At 73.1% G+C, this 14,587-nt stretch carries 11 protein-coding genes; 3 read left to right on the top strand and 8 right to left on the bottom strand.

Features of this window, described 5'->3' with window-relative positions; translation table 11 throughout:
• The first annotated feature begins 4 nt into the window (after positions 1 to 4).
• Both GA0070618_RS18225 and GA0070618_RS18220 read left to right on the top strand, forming a co-directional pair.
• On the top strand, positions 5 to 910 hold the full coding sequence (locus GA0070618_RS18225) for a helix-turn-helix domain-containing protein (RefSeq protein ID WP_088985635.1): 906 nt from the start codon (positions 5 to 7) through the stop codon (positions 908 to 910).
• A gap of 48 nt (positions 911 to 958) precedes the next feature.
• Entirely contained in the window at positions 959 to 1,423 is a 465-nt protein-coding gene (locus GA0070618_RS18220) for a hypothetical protein (protein WP_143740186.1), read from the top strand.
• Between the two features lie 181 nt (positions 1,424 to 1,604).
• Here the strand turns inward: GA0070618_RS18220 and GA0070618_RS18215 are convergent, their stop codons facing one another.
• From GA0070618_RS18215 to GA0070618_RS18175, 8 genes are all read right to left on the bottom strand, one after another.
• Positions 1,605 to 2,534, bottom strand: coding sequence for an ROK family protein (locus GA0070618_RS18215; protein ID WP_231931358.1), 930 nt, complete (start codon positions 2,532 to 2,534; stop codon positions 1,605 to 1,607).
• A 37-nt stretch (positions 2,535 to 2,571) separates the two neighbouring features.
• Entirely contained in the window at positions 2,572 to 4,098 is a 1,527-nt protein-coding gene (locus GA0070618_RS18210; RefSeq protein ID WP_088982703.1) for a lyase family protein, read from the bottom strand.
• Positions 4,099 to 4,159: 61 nt separating this feature from the next.
• Positions 4,160 to 5,113, bottom strand: coding sequence for an amidohydrolase family protein (locus tag GA0070618_RS18205; protein WP_197701554.1), 954 nt, complete (start codon positions 5,111 to 5,113; stop codon positions 4,160 to 4,162).
• Positions 5,110 to 6,213, bottom strand: coding sequence for a creatininase family protein (locus tag GA0070618_RS18200; RefSeq protein ID WP_170107773.1), 1,104 nt, complete (start codon positions 6,211 to 6,213; stop codon positions 5,110 to 5,112). Before GA0070618_RS18200 ends, GA0070618_RS18205 begins: the two co-directional genes overlap by 4 nt.
• Positions 6,201 to 7,994 carry an ABC transporter permease gene (locus tag GA0070618_RS18190; RefSeq protein WP_231931357.1) on the bottom strand — a complete coding sequence of 598 codons (1,794 nt, stop codon included), beginning with the start codon at positions 7,992 to 7,994 and terminating at the stop codon, positions 6,201 to 6,203. Before GA0070618_RS18190 ends, GA0070618_RS18200 begins: the two co-directional genes overlap by 13 nt.
• Positions 7,991 to 9,064 (bottom strand): ABC transporter ATP-binding protein, encoded by a 1,074-nt coding sequence (locus tag GA0070618_RS18185; protein WP_088982702.1) that lies wholly within the window; start codon positions 9,062 to 9,064, stop codon positions 7,991 to 7,993. The genes GA0070618_RS18190 and GA0070618_RS18185 overlap by 4 nt, the downstream gene beginning before the upstream one ends.
• A 97-nt stretch (positions 9,065 to 9,161) precedes the next feature.
• Entirely contained in the window at positions 9,162 to 10,214 is a 1,053-nt protein-coding gene (locus tag GA0070618_RS18180) for an extracellular solute-binding protein (RefSeq protein ID WP_088982701.1), read from the bottom strand.
• Positions 10,215 to 10,250: 36 nt separating this feature from the next.
• Positions 10,251 to 11,414: an ROK family protein gene (locus GA0070618_RS18175; protein ID WP_088982700.1), complete on the bottom strand. Its 1,164-nt coding sequence runs from the start codon at positions 11,412 to 11,414 to the stop codon at positions 10,251 to 10,253.
• A gap of 416 nt (positions 11,415 to 11,830) precedes the next feature.
• On the opposite strand from GA0070618_RS18175, the gene GA0070618_RS18170 reads away from it, so the two are divergent.
• The gene (locus GA0070618_RS18170; RefSeq protein WP_088982699.1) at positions 11,831 to 14,530 is read left to right on the top strand and encodes a sugar-binding protein; all 2,700 of its coding nucleotides are present in this window, start codon (positions 11,831 to 11,833) and stop codon (positions 14,528 to 14,530) included.
• Positions 14,531 to 14,587: the final 57 nt, after the last annotated feature.

The following is a 14,587-nucleotide window of genomic DNA, read 5'->3' as shown; positions in this document are numbered from 1 at the left end:
GTCCGTGGACGACCGTACCGAGCTGTTCACCATCGGGCAGCTCGCGCATCGCACCGGCCTGACCGTACGCACCATCCGGTTCTGGTCGGACCAGGGTCTGCTGCCGCCGACCACCCGGTCCGGCGGCGGCTACCGCCTCTACGACGCCGCCGCCGTGGCCCGGTTGGAGCTGTTGCGGACCCTGCGTGACCTCGGCGTCGGTCTGGACGACGTCCGGCGGATCCTGGACCGGCAGACCGGCGTCACGGACGTGGCCCGAGCACACGTCCGGGCGCTGGACGTCGAGATCCGGACCCTGCGGCTGCGCCGGGCGGTGCTGCGGTCGGTCGTCCGTCGCGGAAGCACGACCGAGGAGTTGAGACTCATGCACGACCTGGCCCGCCTCTCCGCCCGGGAGCGGCAGCAGATCATCGACGACTTCGTGACGGAGGTGTTCGCCGGCATCGACCCGGGCTCCTCCTCCGGCGGCATCGGCGCGGCGATGCGGGGGGCGATTCCCGCCGACCTGCCCGACGACCCCACCGACGAGGAGGTGAGTGCCTGGGTCGAGCTGGCCGAACTGGTGGGCGACCCGGCGTTCCGCCGCCGGGCCCGGGAGATGGCGGTGGCCGGAGCGGCCGGTGAGGATTCCCCGCCGGAGCCGATGCCGGACGTGACCCCGGCCCGGGACGCCCTCACCGCCGGCATCGCCCCGGACTCCCCCGCCGCCCGGGAGATCGTCGACCGCATCGTCGACCCGGGGCTCTCCGCCGGGCAGCGGGTCGCGCTGGCCGACCGGATGGCCACCTTCACCGACCGCCGGGTGGAGCGGTACTGGCAACTGGTCGGGGTGCTGCACCAGCGGCCACCGTTCCCGCCGATGGTGCCGGCGGTGGAGTGGCTGATCGAGGCGCTGCGCGCCAGCCGCTGACCGGGCTCGGCTCTGGTCGACTCCCGCTCCAAGCTGGACAATAGGACCATGAGAGGACGTATCTGGGGGGTGGTCCTCGCACTGGGCATGATCCTGACGGCGTACGCGTTGATCGACGAATTCCGGGCCGGCAGTGCTTACCAGGTCAACTTCGTCCGCAGCGGGGACGAGTGCACCAGTCGAGCCGACATCAACATCAACGCCAAGACAGGCGGACGGATGATCTGCTTCGGCACGGTGCCGGAGGGAGAGTCTCCCTTCACTCGGGCGGAACGGGACCATGTGGTCGCACTGGCCGAGCATCTCGGCGCCAACGCAGATGGTTTCACCGACGCCGACCGGCGGCAGGTCGAGGACCTCGTCCGCTCGATCGGTGCTGCCAACGGCGACCCGGACGAGACCGCCGACCGGGGATGGTTCCCGGGACGCGTCGCGTACCTGCTCGGGGTGCCGATGTTGTTCGCCGGCGGGCTCGCCGTCCTGCTCGGTTGGGCGAACGATCCAGCCCGGTGATCGGGTGCTCGGTCGCCCGCTGACCGGGCGCGACCGGCTGCCGATCTGACCCGCCCCGGTCGGCGGCGCGGGCGGCCGGGCCGCCATGATCGACTCCACTCTGGCGAGGTGGGGCTGTCCAGAACGTTGGAGGACGCCGTTCCGGCGAAACGGAGTCGATCATGGCGGCAGCCGGCGACGGTCAGCGGGACGCGGGCACCGCCTCGCGGGCGAGGATCACCGCGCCGTGCAGGGCGGCGTCGTCGGCGAACCGGGAAAGCACCACCTCCGGCCGGTACGGCAGCACCGCGCCGAGTCGCTCGGTCAGCAGGCCCCGGATCAGGTCGCTGCCGGCCACCCCGCCGACCAGCACCACCCGCTGCGGGTCGAGCAGCAGGCAGCAGGTGGCCAGGTGACGGGCGAACTCGTCGACCCGGGCGGTGAGCGCCTCCCGGGCCGGGCCGGGACGCGCGGCGGCGGCGGCCAGCCCGGCCGCGCCACCCAGCACCCCCTGCTCGTCGGCGAGCCGGTCCAGCGCCCGGCCGGAGAAGTTGAGTTCCAGCATGCTGCCGGGCCAGGGGCCACCGGCCACCGCGTACCCGATCTCGCCGGCCGCGCCCCGGTGGCCGCCGACCACCCGGCCGCCCACGGTGACCGCCGCCGCGACGCCGGTGCCGATGCCGACCACCAGCCCGGGGTCGACGTCGCGCAGCGCACCGAGGCGCAGTTCGGCCAGGGCGGCGGCGTTCAGGTCGTTGTCGACCGCCACCGCCGGCACGCCGAACCGCTCGCGGACGGCGTCGGCCAGCCGCAGCCGGTCCCAGCCGGGCACGTTCGGGGCCAGGTCGATGCCGTCGGGCCGGATCACGCCGGGCGAGGCCACGCCGGCCGCCGCGACCGGGCCGCCGACCTGCGCCACCAGTTTCGCGGCCAGCGCCAGCGCCCGGTCCAGGGCCTGCGGCGCGCCCTGCTCGGCGTGCGTGGGGACCCGTTCGCGGACCAGGAGCCGGCCCTGCCCGTCGGCCACCCCGACGGCCATCTTGGTGCCGCCGAAGTCGATGCCGAGCAGCATCGGCCGGTCACCGGCCACCGGTGCGGGCTGGGCGGCTCGACCGGACAATCCAACACTCACCGGTCACACCCTCCGGTCGACAGGACGGGACGCACGCTCACCGCGCCGCCCGCTCGGCGGCCACGGCGTCCAACCCCGCCCGCTCGGCGGCCACGGCGGCGGCGGCGTCCAACCCCGCCCGCTCGGCGGCGACGGCGTCCAGCGCCTCGTCGGCCCGGGCCAGCCGGTCCCGGACCGCGTCGAGCCGACCGGCGACGCCGTCGAAGGCGACGCGGAGGGTCGCCACCTGGGCCCGTACCGCGTCCCTGCCGGGGCCGTCGACCTGGGCCCGGTCGAGGACCTGCGCGGGACGGACGGCGGCGGCGATCAGGTCGTCGATCGCGGCGTCGTCGAGCCCGTCGGCGATCCCCTCGGCCGCCGCGCGGACCCCGTCGACGGTCCAGGTGCCCGGAGCGCCACCCCGGACCAGCCGACCGACCACCGAGTGGGCGGCGCGGAACGGCACCCCGTGCCGGGTCAGCGCGTCGGCTGCGGCGGTGGTGGTGGCTCCGGAGGCGACGATCTCCTCCGCCGACGGTGGCTCCAACGGCTCGATCTCGGCGAGGAAGCCGCCGAGCAGCGCGAAGAACCGGTCGGTGCGGTCGTTGCTCTCCCAGAGCCGCACCTGCACGTCGGTGGTGGCGTTGTTGGAGTCCTCCCACCAGGCCGCGCCGACGTTGTTGAGCACGCTGGCGGCGTCGGCGGCGGTGGCCCCGGCCATCGAGACCAGGTGTTCCAGCACCACCGGGTTGCGCTTCTGCGGCATGATGCTGCTGCCCTGGGTGAAGTCGCCGGGGGTGGTCACCCAGCGCCAGCTCAGCCAGTCCATCAGGGTGCGGGCCAGCCGGGCGCCGGTGGCGAGGGCCTGCGCGTTGAGGGTGCCCACCCGGACCAGGTGGTCGGCCCCGGCCACCGCCTCGTACGAGTTGGTGACCAGGCCGCCGAAGCCGAGCAGTTCGGCCACCCGGGCGGGGGCGATGTCCAGGTCGGTGCCGGCGAACGCGCAGGAGCCCAGCGGCGAGGTGTTGAGCGCCTCGATCAGGTCGGCGTACGCGACGGCCTCACCGGCGAGCGCCTCGGCGTAGCCGGCGAGGGCGTGCCCGATGGTGGTGGGCTGGGCGGGCCGGCGGTGGGTGTAGCCGGTGATCACCACGTCGGCGTACCGGTGCGCGGCGTCAAGAGTGGTGGTGGCGGTGGCGAGCACCCGGTCGAGCACGCCCACGAGCTGGTCGCGCAGGAGCATCCGGAACACCCCGGCGTCCAGGTCGTTGCGGCTACGGGCCATCTGCACGTCCAGTTCGGACGCGGGGATGCCGCACGCCTCGGCGAGCCGCTTCTCCAGCAGGTAGTAGGTGTCCTCGAAGGTGCCGTCGAACTCCGGCGCGGGCGTGTCGTCGGCGCGCAGTTCGGCGAGGCCGCGCAGCAGACGGGCGGCCCGGTCGGCGGGGACGAGTCCCTGCTCGGTCAGCATCACCACGTGCGCCTGGCTGGCCCGCACCATCGCCGGGAACAGGTACCCGACGTGGTGGTCGTACGTGGGCCGCAGGTGGTGCCGCTGGTAGGTGGTCAGCGGGGGTGTGCTCATGACGGGTGTCCACTTCCTTCCAGGCCGGGTGCGTCGCGTCAACGCGCCCGACGTCAGCCGGTCAGTCGCCGAGGCCGAGCAGCCGCTCGGCGTTCCCGGCGAAGATGGCGCGCAGGTGTTCCTCGGGTAGGCCCAGCTCCCGGCAGATCCGCAGTTGGTCGTCGAGGTAGCGGGTGACGTAGCCCCGGGGGAACCACGACGAGTCGCTGCCGAACACGATCCGGTGCGGGCCGATGGTCTCGTAGCAGCGGCGGAAGAGGTCCTCCAGGGTCAGCTTGTACGGCATCCAGCGCACCCACTGGTTGGAGCCGGAGGTGTCGACGTGGATGTTCGGGCAGCCCCACGCGGCGAAGAGGAGGTCCTGGACGTGCTGGACGCCGAAGTGCGGCACCACCACGGCCAGCTCCGGGAAGCGGCGGGCCATCCGGGCCAGCTCGTCCGGGCCGCCGTACCGGCCGTGGGAGAGGCCACCGGCGCTGCCGTAGTGCCCGATGTGGACGAGCACCGGCACGCCGAGCCGCTGGGCGGTGCCCCAGAGCGGGTCGAGGGCCTCGTCGTCGAGGGGGCCGCGTAGCAGCGGGGCGAAGAGCTTCAGCCCGCGCAGGCCGCGTTCGACCACCGCGCGTTCCAGTTCGGCGGCGGCCCCCGGGGCGTACGGGTCGTGGTGGGCGAAACCGAGCAGCAGGTCGGAATGCCGGTCGACCACGTCGGCGACGGTGTCGTTGCCGCCGCCGGTGACGAAGACCGCCCGCCGGACGTTCACCGCCCGCAGCTCGTCGGCCCACCGGTCCGCCTCGTCCTGCCAGCGCTCGGCTGGGGGTTCGGGGTCGGGGAAGCCCCACGCCTGCCGCCACCGCGTCGCGTACGGGGCGGAGCCGGCGGCGCGGACGGCCCGCTCGTGCTCCCCGCCCGGGTGCATGCCGGCGGCGTGCTCGCAGGACCGGATCGTCTCGTCCGCGCCGATCCGGAAGTGCAGGTGGAAGTCGACGATGTCGAGTCCCCGGTCGACGGTCACGAGTCCTCCCCGGAGGATGGATCCGGCCGGGAGACAGCGGCGGGGGCCGCGCCGGGCCGGGAGCCGGCGGCGGGCACGTCGGCCGGGGTGCCGTCCGGCCGCGCACCAGCCGGAGCCGGCTCGGGCAGCGGGTCGGCGGTGGGGGCGGCCGGGGGTTCGGCGGCCACCCAGGTGGCGACCAGCTCGCGCAGCCGCCCGCCGGCCAGTTCCCGGACCCGCCGCCCGATCGTCTCGTCGGCCAGCGAGATGTGCCCGGACCAGCCCTGCCACGGGTCGGGCCGGGACTCGACCAGCACGTACGGGTGCGGCACCGGCAGTTTGGGCTTCGGCGGCAGGTCGTCGACCGCGCCGAGGCGGACCGCGTCCGGGTCGAAGCCGAGCACGCCGGAGGTCTCGTACGCCCCGCCGTGCCCACGCGCCGGCAGCGGACCGTACAGCGCGGCGGTCTCCTCCGGGGTGACCAGTTGGAACCAGTTGACCAGCAGCAGGCTGGCGGTGCGCCGACCGGAGACCCACTCCATCGCGGCCCGGACGGTCGACATGTTGGCGTCGTGCCCGTTGACGATCAGCAGCCGGGGAAAGCCGGCCGCCACGATCCCCTCGATCACGTCGGCGAGGTAGCCGACGGCGATCTCCGGACGGATCGCCACGGTGCCCGGCCAGGGGCGGGTCTGCCCGGGGCAGGCCGCGTACGGCACGGCGGGGAAGAGCACCCCGCGCGGACCGGGCCCCTCGGCGGCGTTCCCGCCGGCCGGCAGGCCGTCACCCGGCGCGCCCCCGTCGGCCGGCGTACCCGCCGCGCTTTCGCCCGCCGGAGCACCCGACGCGCTTTCGCCCCTCGGCGCGTCCGACGCGCTTCCGCCGGCCGGCGCGTCCGACGCGCTTCCGCCGGCCGGCGCGTCCGACGCGCTCTCCCGGGCGAAGCCCTCGGCGAGGATCAGGTCGGTGCCGAGCGGCAGGTGCGGGCCGTGCCACTCGACCGCGCCGACCGGCAGCACCGCGAAGTCGGCCGCGGCGGCGACCGCCGCCAGTTCACCGCCGGGGATCCGGGTGGCGGGGATCAGGCCGCCCCCGGCCGGCCACGCGGTCAGGCCGTCCACTTCGCCGCCTCCCGGCTGGACCGCCGGCCGCCTTCCAGGCGACCGGAGAGCACCATCACCACGAAGATCAGCACGACCTGGAGCATGCCGTACGCGGCGGCGGTGCCGACCTCGAACGAGTACATCCGGTTGTTGATCTCCACCGAGATCGGCGCGGTGTCCGAGGTGTAGATCAGCACCGAGGCGACGAACTCACCGACACCGTGCACGAAGGCGAGCAGCGCGCCGGCCAGCACGCCGGGGAGCATCAGCCGCAGGGTCACCGACCCGAACGCCCGCCACCAGGACGCCCCCAGGTTCCGGGCGGCCTCCTCCAGCGACGGGTCGATCTGGGCCAGGGTGGCCGAGCTGGAGCGGAACACCAGCGGCAGGAACCGGACGAAGTACGCCAGTGGCATGATCCAGAAGGTGCCGATCAGCACCTGCCCGAAGCTGAACGCGTTGCCGGTGCTGAACGCCGAGATCAGGTTGATCGCGACCACCGTGCCGGGCAGCGCCCAGGCCAGCATGACCGCCACGTCCAGCAGGCCCCGGCCGCGGAAGTCCAGCCGGCGTACCGCGTAGGCGATGAGCACGCCGACCACGATGCAGCCGGCGGTGGCGAGCAGGCTCATCTGGAGCGAGTTCAGGATCGGCTGGAACGCGTCCGGGTCGGAGAAGATCGTGACGAAGTTCTGCCAGGTGTAGGCGGCCGGGATGACCTCGGTGGTCCAGGAGCCGTCCTCGGAGAACGCCACCAGGGCGATGGTCGCCACCGGCGCGAGCAGCACGGCGGTGGCCAGCAGCGAGGCGACCAGCGCCGCCCAGCGCCCGAACGGGTTGGTGATCTCCCGCCGGTGGCTGGCCACGCCCTTGGACTGGGAGCGGTAGCTGCGCCGCCCCTCGTACCAGCGCATGCCGAGCAGGAAGAGCACCGAGACCACGCCGAGCACCGAGGCGTACGTGGACGCCATCGGCAGGTCGCCGTTGGTGCGGTTGATGTAGATCTGCATGGTCATCGTGCGGTCCACCCCGAACAGCAGCGGGGCGGTGTACGACGCCAGCGAGGTCATGAAGACCAGCAGCGAGGCGGAGACCAGCGCCGGGGTGAGCATCGGCAGCAGCACGGTGCGCCAGACCCGGACCCGACCGGCCCCCAGGTTGTACGCCGCCTCCTCCACCGACGGGTCCATCCCGGTCAGCGCGGCCGAGGTGGCCAGGTAGAAGTACGGGTACATGGTGAAGGTGTGCACCACCAGCACCCCGGCGATGCCGCTGAACGGCAGCACCGGGTTCTCCGCGCCGAAGAGCTGCTGGAGGCCACGCGGCAGGATGCCGGTCTCGCTGTAGAGCAGCTGGAACGAGATCGCCCCGATCAGCGGCGGCAGCGCCGCCGGCACCAGGATGATCGCCTCGATCAGCCCGCGCCCGGGGAACTGGAAGCGCTTGAGCAGGAAGGCCATCGCCACGCCGACGACGCCGCAGAGCAGCACACTGGCCGCGGAGATGAGCAGCGAGGTGAGCAGGGCGGAGCGGGCCACCCCCTCGCCGCTGAGGAAGGCGGTGTAGTTCTCCACCCCGTCCACGCCGACGCTCTCGGCGAAGGTGGCGAACATCGGCTGGACGACGTACCCGAAGAGGATCAGGGCGAGCGGGAAGACCAGCACGTACGGGAACCAGCGCGAGCCGGAGCCACCGCCGAAGCGGTCGGCGAGCCGGCGGCGCGGGGCGCGCGGCGGCGTCGGGTCCTCGGTGACCGGCGGGACGGTGGCCGCGCTCGGGGTGGCGGGGATGGTGCTCACGGACGGACCACCCACATCCGCTCCCGGTTGGGGCGCAGGCCGACCTGGTCGCCGACGGCGATGCCGGCCGGCACGTCCACGGCGGCCACCTGGACCGACTCGCCGGCCACGTCGACCACGAGGTTGGTGGCCATGCCGGTGAACTCCACCTCGGTGATCCGGCCGGGCAGCGCGCCCGGGTCGGTGGTCGCGGTCAGAGCGATGTGCTCGGGACGCACCGAGACCAGGGCGTTCTCGCCGGCCTTGCGGCCGTGCCCGGCGGGCGCGCCGACGGCGACCTCGCCGCCGCCGGGCAGCCGGACCGTGACGCTCCGCTCGGTCGCGTCGACCACGGGCAGGTCGAGGACGTTGCTGCGGCCGATGAAGCGGGCCACGAACGCGTTGGCCGGCTGGTGGTAGATCTCCTGCGGCGCGCCGATCTGCTGCACCCGGCCGGACTGCATGACCGCGATCCGGTCCGACATGGCCATCGCCTCGGCCTGGTCGTGGGTGACGTAGATGGCGGTGGTGCCGGCCTCCTGCTGGATCCGGCGGATCTCGGTCCGGGTCTCCTCACGCAGCTTGGCGTCGAGGTTCGACAGCGGCTCGTCGAGCAGCAGGGTGCGCGGCCGGATCACCAGGGCGCGGGCCAGGGCGACCCGCTGCTGCTGGCCGCCGGAGAGCTCGTCGATGCGCCGCTCGCCGTAGCCGCCGAGGTGCACCTCGGCGAGCGCCTCCTCGACCCGGCGGCGCGACTCGGCCCGGTTGACCTTGCGGATCTTGAGTCCGTAGGCGACGTTCTGCGCCACGCTCATGTGCGGGAAGAGCGCGTAGTTCTGGAAGACCATGCCGGTGTCGCGCTTGTTCGGCGGCCGGCGGGTGACGTCCTCGGCGCCGAAGCGGATCCGCCCGGAGGTGGGGAAGTAGAACCCGGCCACCATGCGCAGGGTGGTGGTCTTGCCGCAGCCGCTCGGGCCGAGCAGGGTGAAGAACTCCCCGGCGGCGATGGTGATGTCGACGTCGTCCACGGCCGCGGTGTCGCCACCGCGCGCGAAGCGCTTGCTCACCGACTCCAGCGTGACATCGATCATGAGGCCCTCTCCTTCGTGCGGTACGCCGCCTGATCGGACGCACCACTGACGGGCGGGTACGCCGGACCGGGTCGGCCCCGGTCCGGCGTCCGCGCGGTCAGCCCTTGTTCTTGATCTGGCTGTTCCAGTGGTTGATCCACTCGGTCTCGTTCTTGCCGATCACGTCCCAGTCGACGTCGAGCGGCTTGAGGTCGAGGTTGGCCAGCCACTCCGGCTGCTCGGCGATCTCCACTGCCGGGATCTGGAAGTACTCCTTGGCGAGCTCACCGCGGAGCTTGTCGTCGAAGAGGAACTCGAGGAACTTCTGCGCGCCCTCGGTGGTGCCGCCCTTGACCGCGGCGAGGCCGTCGACCAGCACCGGGGCACCGGAGGCCGGCATCACGTACCCGAAGGGCATGTTGGACTGGTTGGCCTGGAGCAGGACGTCCTGGAGGTTCCAGGCGCTGAGCGTGCCCTGCTGCCGGGAGAGCTTCAGGTACAGGTCGGTCGGGTTGGCGGCGTACGCGCCGGTGTTGGCGTCGAGCTTCTTGAGCCAGTCGTAGCCGGGCTGCGGGTTGCTGCCGTCGGGCGACTGCCGCACGATCATCGCGGAGTAGATCGACCGCATGGTGCCGGAGGCGGCCACGTCCCGGATGATGATCTTGTCTTTCCACTCCGGCTTGAGCAGGTCGTCCCAGTCCTTCGGGGCCTGCTCCGGGGTGAGCGCCTTGTTGTTGTACATGATGACCTCGGGCAGCAGGATCTCCCCGAACCAGCGGCCCTCGGCGTCCTTGTACTTGGCGTCCATCTTGCCGGCGAAGTTCGGCTGGATGGGAGCGAGCAGGTCCTCGGACGCGCCCGCGGAGAGACCCTGCTGGGTGCCACCCCACCAGACGTCGGCCTGCGGGTTGGCCTTCTCCGCCCGGACCCGCTCCAGGATCTCCTGCGCGCCCAGGTTGAGGATCTCGACCTTGCCCTTGTACTCCGGGTACTTGGCGGTGAACTGCTCCACCACGTAGTCGGAGACCTTCTTGTCACGGGCCGTGTAGATGGTCAGCTTCTCGACGGTCGTGCCGCCGGCCGCGTCGTCACCGCCACCGCCGCCACCGCACGCGGTGCCGGCGGCGAGCACGGTGGCGAGCGCCCCGGCGAGGAGAAGGCGACGTCTCATGGGGTACCTCCGAGGGGGTGATGGGGAACTGCGTGGTCAGGGTGTGGGAAGCAGGTGGGGCAGGCCGGCGGCGGCTGCGGAGAGCGCGTAGCTGACCGCGCCGTGCAGCACGGCCCGGTCACCGAGGACCGCGCGGCGGACCTCGGTCGGGCTGGGCACCGCGGCGGCGACCAGCCTCTGGAGTCGGTTGACGGCCGCGTCGTCGAGCTGGGCGGCGGCCCCGCTGAGCAGCACCCGGCCCGGGTCGACGACGCAGACACAGGAGACGATCAGCCGGGACCAGGCGCTGAGCACCTCGTCCAGGTAGGCGGCGGCCCGCTCGTCGGCACCGGCCAGCTCGACCAGGGCGGCGACCGGGGCGTCCGGCCGACGACCGGGGGCCAGGGCGACCATCCGCTCGGCGATGGCGTTCTCCGACCAGCGGGCCTCGAACGGGCCGATGCCGTCGTGTCCCTGGTCGGTCGGGTCCAGCGGCAGGAAACCGACCTCCCCGGCCGCGCCGCCGGAGCCCCGGCGGACCTGCCCGTCGAGCACCAGGCCGGCGCCGATGCCGTCGGCGACGTGCAGCAGCAGCAGGTCGGCCACGTCGCTGCCGGCCCCGCAGGCGTGCTCGCCGGCCGCCATCAGGTTGACGTCGTTGTCCACCACCACCGGCACGCCGAGCCGCTGCTGCACCGACTCCCCTATCGGGAGCCCCTCGACCAGGCCGACCGAGGGGGCGAGCCGGACCGCCCCGCCGGAGGAGACCCCGGGGGCGGCGATGGCCACCCCGCGCAGCGCGGGCAGGCCGTCGCCGGCCAGCTCGGGCACGGACCGGCAGACGGTGTCGACGATGTCGCTGGCGAGCCGGACCGTGCGGTGGGCGACAACCGTGCCGTCGCTGTCGGCGATTTCGCAGCTCAGGCGGGACGGCTCCAGCGAGACCGCGGCCACCAGCTCGGCGCGGGGGTTGAACTCCAGCATCGCCCGAGGGCGGCCGGTCCGGGACGTCCCGGGCCCGCGCTCGATGAGGTAGCCCTCGGCGATCAGTTCACGGACCAGCGGGGTGAGCGTGGCCGGACTCAGCCCGGTGAGCTCGGTCAGCTCGGCGCGGGAGAGCACCCGCACCTGGCGGGCGGTGGAGATCACGGAAAGCCGCTTGATCTCCTTCGCCCGCTCCCGGCTCACCGGGCTCGTCGGTGGCGTCACCACGTCAGTCACACTTCCTTCCTACGGCGAACGAATTAACGAGTCAAGTCACGAAACCATCTCGGAAGCCCGAGAGGAACCTTGACTAGCTGGCAAAACACGCCACCGCCGGGGCGCTGACCGAGCGCGACCGCGCCGAATGCGCCGGGTGATCATGGCCCCCACAAGGTGACTTTATTTCTTCCACAAACAAAGAAAGACCTTGCAAAGGATTGACGCGCCGGTGCACCGGTCCCTAGCGTCACCGGCGAAGGCCTTCCAGTGTGTACGGATGCCCGTACCGCTGCGTACCCCGGTGCCCGGTGCCCTGCCGCGCCTCGCGCCGGCCGTCCCCCATCAGCCGTCCGAACGCGACCGAGCGTCGACGCCGTCGTGCGCCCGACGCCGCCCGTCGCTGCCCGGACACCGCGCTCAGCGGAAGGATCTGCATGCGATTCAAGGCGTTCCTGTTACCCACCGCGCTCGCCCTGGCCCTGTCCGGGGCACCCGCCGCCTTCGCCGCCCCCGCCGACACCGCCGGCGGCAAGCCGTCCGACGCGGTCGACCTGGACGTGCTCTTCGTCAGCGCCCACCCCGACGACGAGGCCAGCAGCCTCGCCACCCTCGGCCAGTGGAAGGAGAAGCACGGCGTCCGCTCCGGCGTCATCACCATCACCCGTGGCGAGGGCGGCGGCAACGCCGTCGGCCTGGAGGAGGGCCCCCCGCTGGGCATCATCCGGGAAGGCGAGGAGCGCACCGCCATCGGCCGCGCCGGGGTGGAGAACCTCTACAACCTGGACCGGGTCGACTTCTGGTACACCGCGTCCGCTCCCCTGTCCGAGCAGATCTGGGGCCACGACGACACCCTCGCCCAGATCGTCCGGGTGATCCGGACGACCCGGCCCGAGATCGTCATGACGATGAACCCGTCGCCGACGCCCGGCAACCACGGCAACCACCAGCAGGCGGCCCGCTTCGCCGCCGAGGCGTTCCATGCCGCCGCCGACCCGAAGGCCTTCCCCGAGCAGATCAGCAAGGAGGGGCTCAAGCCCTTCCGGGCGGCGAAGTTCCTGCGTACCGGCGGCACCGGCAGCTCCTCGGCCGGTCCGGCCTGTGCCACCACGTTCCGGCCGACCGTCCCCACCGACCAGGTCTTCGGCGTCTGGGAGGGCACCCGGAGCGCGTCCGGTAAGACCTGGGGCGAGATCGAGGTGGACGCCCGCCGCGACTACGTCACCCAGGGCTGGGCGAACACCGCCGCCGCCCCGACCGACCCGGCGCAGGTCCGCTGCGACTTCTACACCCTGGTCGACAGCCGGGTGCCGTACGACCCGGCGGACACCTCCCCCGAGGCGATCCTGCGCGGCTCGGTGCTGCCCGCCGCCAACGGCGCCCTTCCCGAGGACACCGAGTTCTACCTGACCGCCGACCGGTTCGACCTCACCCCCGGTCAGACCGTCGAGGTCACCGCGCACGTGCGGGCCGCCAAGCGGGCCCTGACCACACCCACGGTCTCCCTACGGCTGCCCGACGGCTGGACCGCCAAGGGCTCCGGCGCGCTGCGTGGCGCGGTCGCGCCGGGCAAGGAGCGGACCGCCACCTTCACCGTCACCGTGCCGGCCGACGCCGCCACCAACCAGCAGTCGCTGCTCGGCGCCACCCTCGCCACCGGCCAGGGCACCGGCCGCACCGACCGGGCCGTCCGGGTCGTCGCCGACGTCCGGGGCACCCTGGAGCCGCTGCCCGAGGTCGGCATCTTCCGCGACTGGGCCGGCGCGGAGGGCTACCCGCAGCTCGACACCCTGATCAAGCCGGTGCTCACCCTCGGCTCCGGCAAGAGCCGCGAGGTCCGCGTCGACCTGCGCAACCACGGCTCGACCGCGCAGAGCGGCAGCGTCACCCTCGGTCTGCCGGCCGGCTTCACCGCCGACTCGGCGACGAAGAACTACACCAGCCTGGCCGCCGGGGCGACCGGCTCGGTCACCTTCACCGTGACCAACAGCGACCCGTCGCTGCCGACGGCCAACGAGGGCGGCGTCAACGGCGACTACGCCATCACCATCACCACCACCAGCCAGTCCGGCACCAACGTGGAGGCCGGCGCGCTGGAGATCGTGCCGACCAGCGAGGTCCCGCACGCCGGCCACGACCACGCCGTCGACGGCGAGGCCGGGCCGGGCGAGTACCCCGGCGAGGAGCTGGACTTCTCCCGGATCTGGGAGGGCCAGTCGGTCACTCCGCAGGACGCCTCGGCCAAGGGCCGGATCGCCTGGACCGAGGACGCGCTGAAGGTGATCGTGCAGGTCACCGACGACGTGCTCGGCAAGAAGGTCGTCCCGCAGGACTGCAAGCGGCAGCGGCGTACCGACAGCGTGGAGATCATCGTCGACCCGAAGGGCGACTCCTCGGACACCTCCACGGTGTTCAAGGCGGGCATCTTCCCGATCACCGACGACCCGGCCAACGGCAACCCGCCGTGCTGGCAGCGCGACGCCGACAACCGGCAGGGTCCGGGCGCCGAGACCGCGCCGGGGATGACCGTGGTCAGCAAGGTCAGCGAGCCCTACACCGGCTACACCATCGAGGCGAGTATCCCGTTCTCGGTGCTGCCGGACGCGGTCGACCCGACCCGGATGGGCTTCAACGTGCTGGTGTACGACTCGGACACCCAGGACCTCAGCTCGCAGTCCCGGCTCGGCTGGTCCACCTTCACCGGTGTGCGGGCCGACCCGTACCGCTACGGCCTGGTGACCCTGCCCGGCTACACCCCCGCCAACCGGGAGCCGAGCAAGCCGATCTTCCCGGACACCGCCGCCCGGAGCGTGCACAGCCCGCAGACCATCGCGCAGTCCGCGGTGGACGGGGTGGCCCCGGCCGCCGTGGCGAAGCTCCCCGAGCGGGCGCTGCGCCTCGCCGACCAGCGGATCACCGGGGACGGGGTGCGGGTCACCCTGCGCGCCGACCGGACCGGCACGGCCTACCTGTACACCTGGGACGGTCACAGGGCGCTCGGCGAGAAGACGGTCGAGCTGACCGCCGGCCGCTCGGTGACCATCACGGTGCCGGTCGCGGGCGGGAAGGCCGGCTCGCTGCTGGCCGCCTTCGAATCCGGCGACGCCGCCCGGGCGTACCAGGTCAGCGTGCGCTGACCCGAGGCGACCCAGCTCACCACCGGGTCAGGTGGTAGGAGGGGTCCCCTGCTCACG

Origin of the sequence: Micromonospora echinospora, assembly GCF_900091495.1 — a bacterium.
GTDB classification, from domain to species: Bacteria; Actinomycetota; Actinomycetes; order Mycobacteriales; family Micromonosporaceae; genus Micromonospora; species Micromonospora echinospora.
The sequence above is the reverse complement of the archived record's forward strand: the minus strand, read 5'-3'. Positions and strand labels throughout refer to the sequence as shown.

Excerpts from the sequence above, each read along its gene's own strand:
- GA0070618_RS18220 (WP_143740186.1), top strand. The coding sequence starts at position 959 with ATGAGAGGACGTATCTGGGGGGTGGTCCTCGCACTGGGCATGATCCTG.
- GA0070618_RS18210 (WP_088982703.1), bottom strand. The coding sequence starts at position 4,098 with ATGAGCACACCCCCGCTGACCACCTACCAGCGGCACCACCTGCGGCCC.
- GA0070618_RS18185 (WP_088982702.1), bottom strand. The coding sequence starts at position 9,064 with ATGATCGATGTCACGCTGGAGTCGGTGAGCAAGCGCTTCGCGCGCGGT.
- GA0070618_RS18180 (WP_088982701.1), bottom strand. The coding sequence starts at position 10,214 with ATGAGACGTCGCCTTCTCCTCGCCGGGGCGCTCGCCACCGTGCTCGCC.
- GA0070618_RS18170 (WP_088982699.1), top strand. The coding sequence starts at position 11,831 with ATGCGATTCAAGGCGTTCCTGTTACCCACCGCGCTCGCCCTGGCCCTG.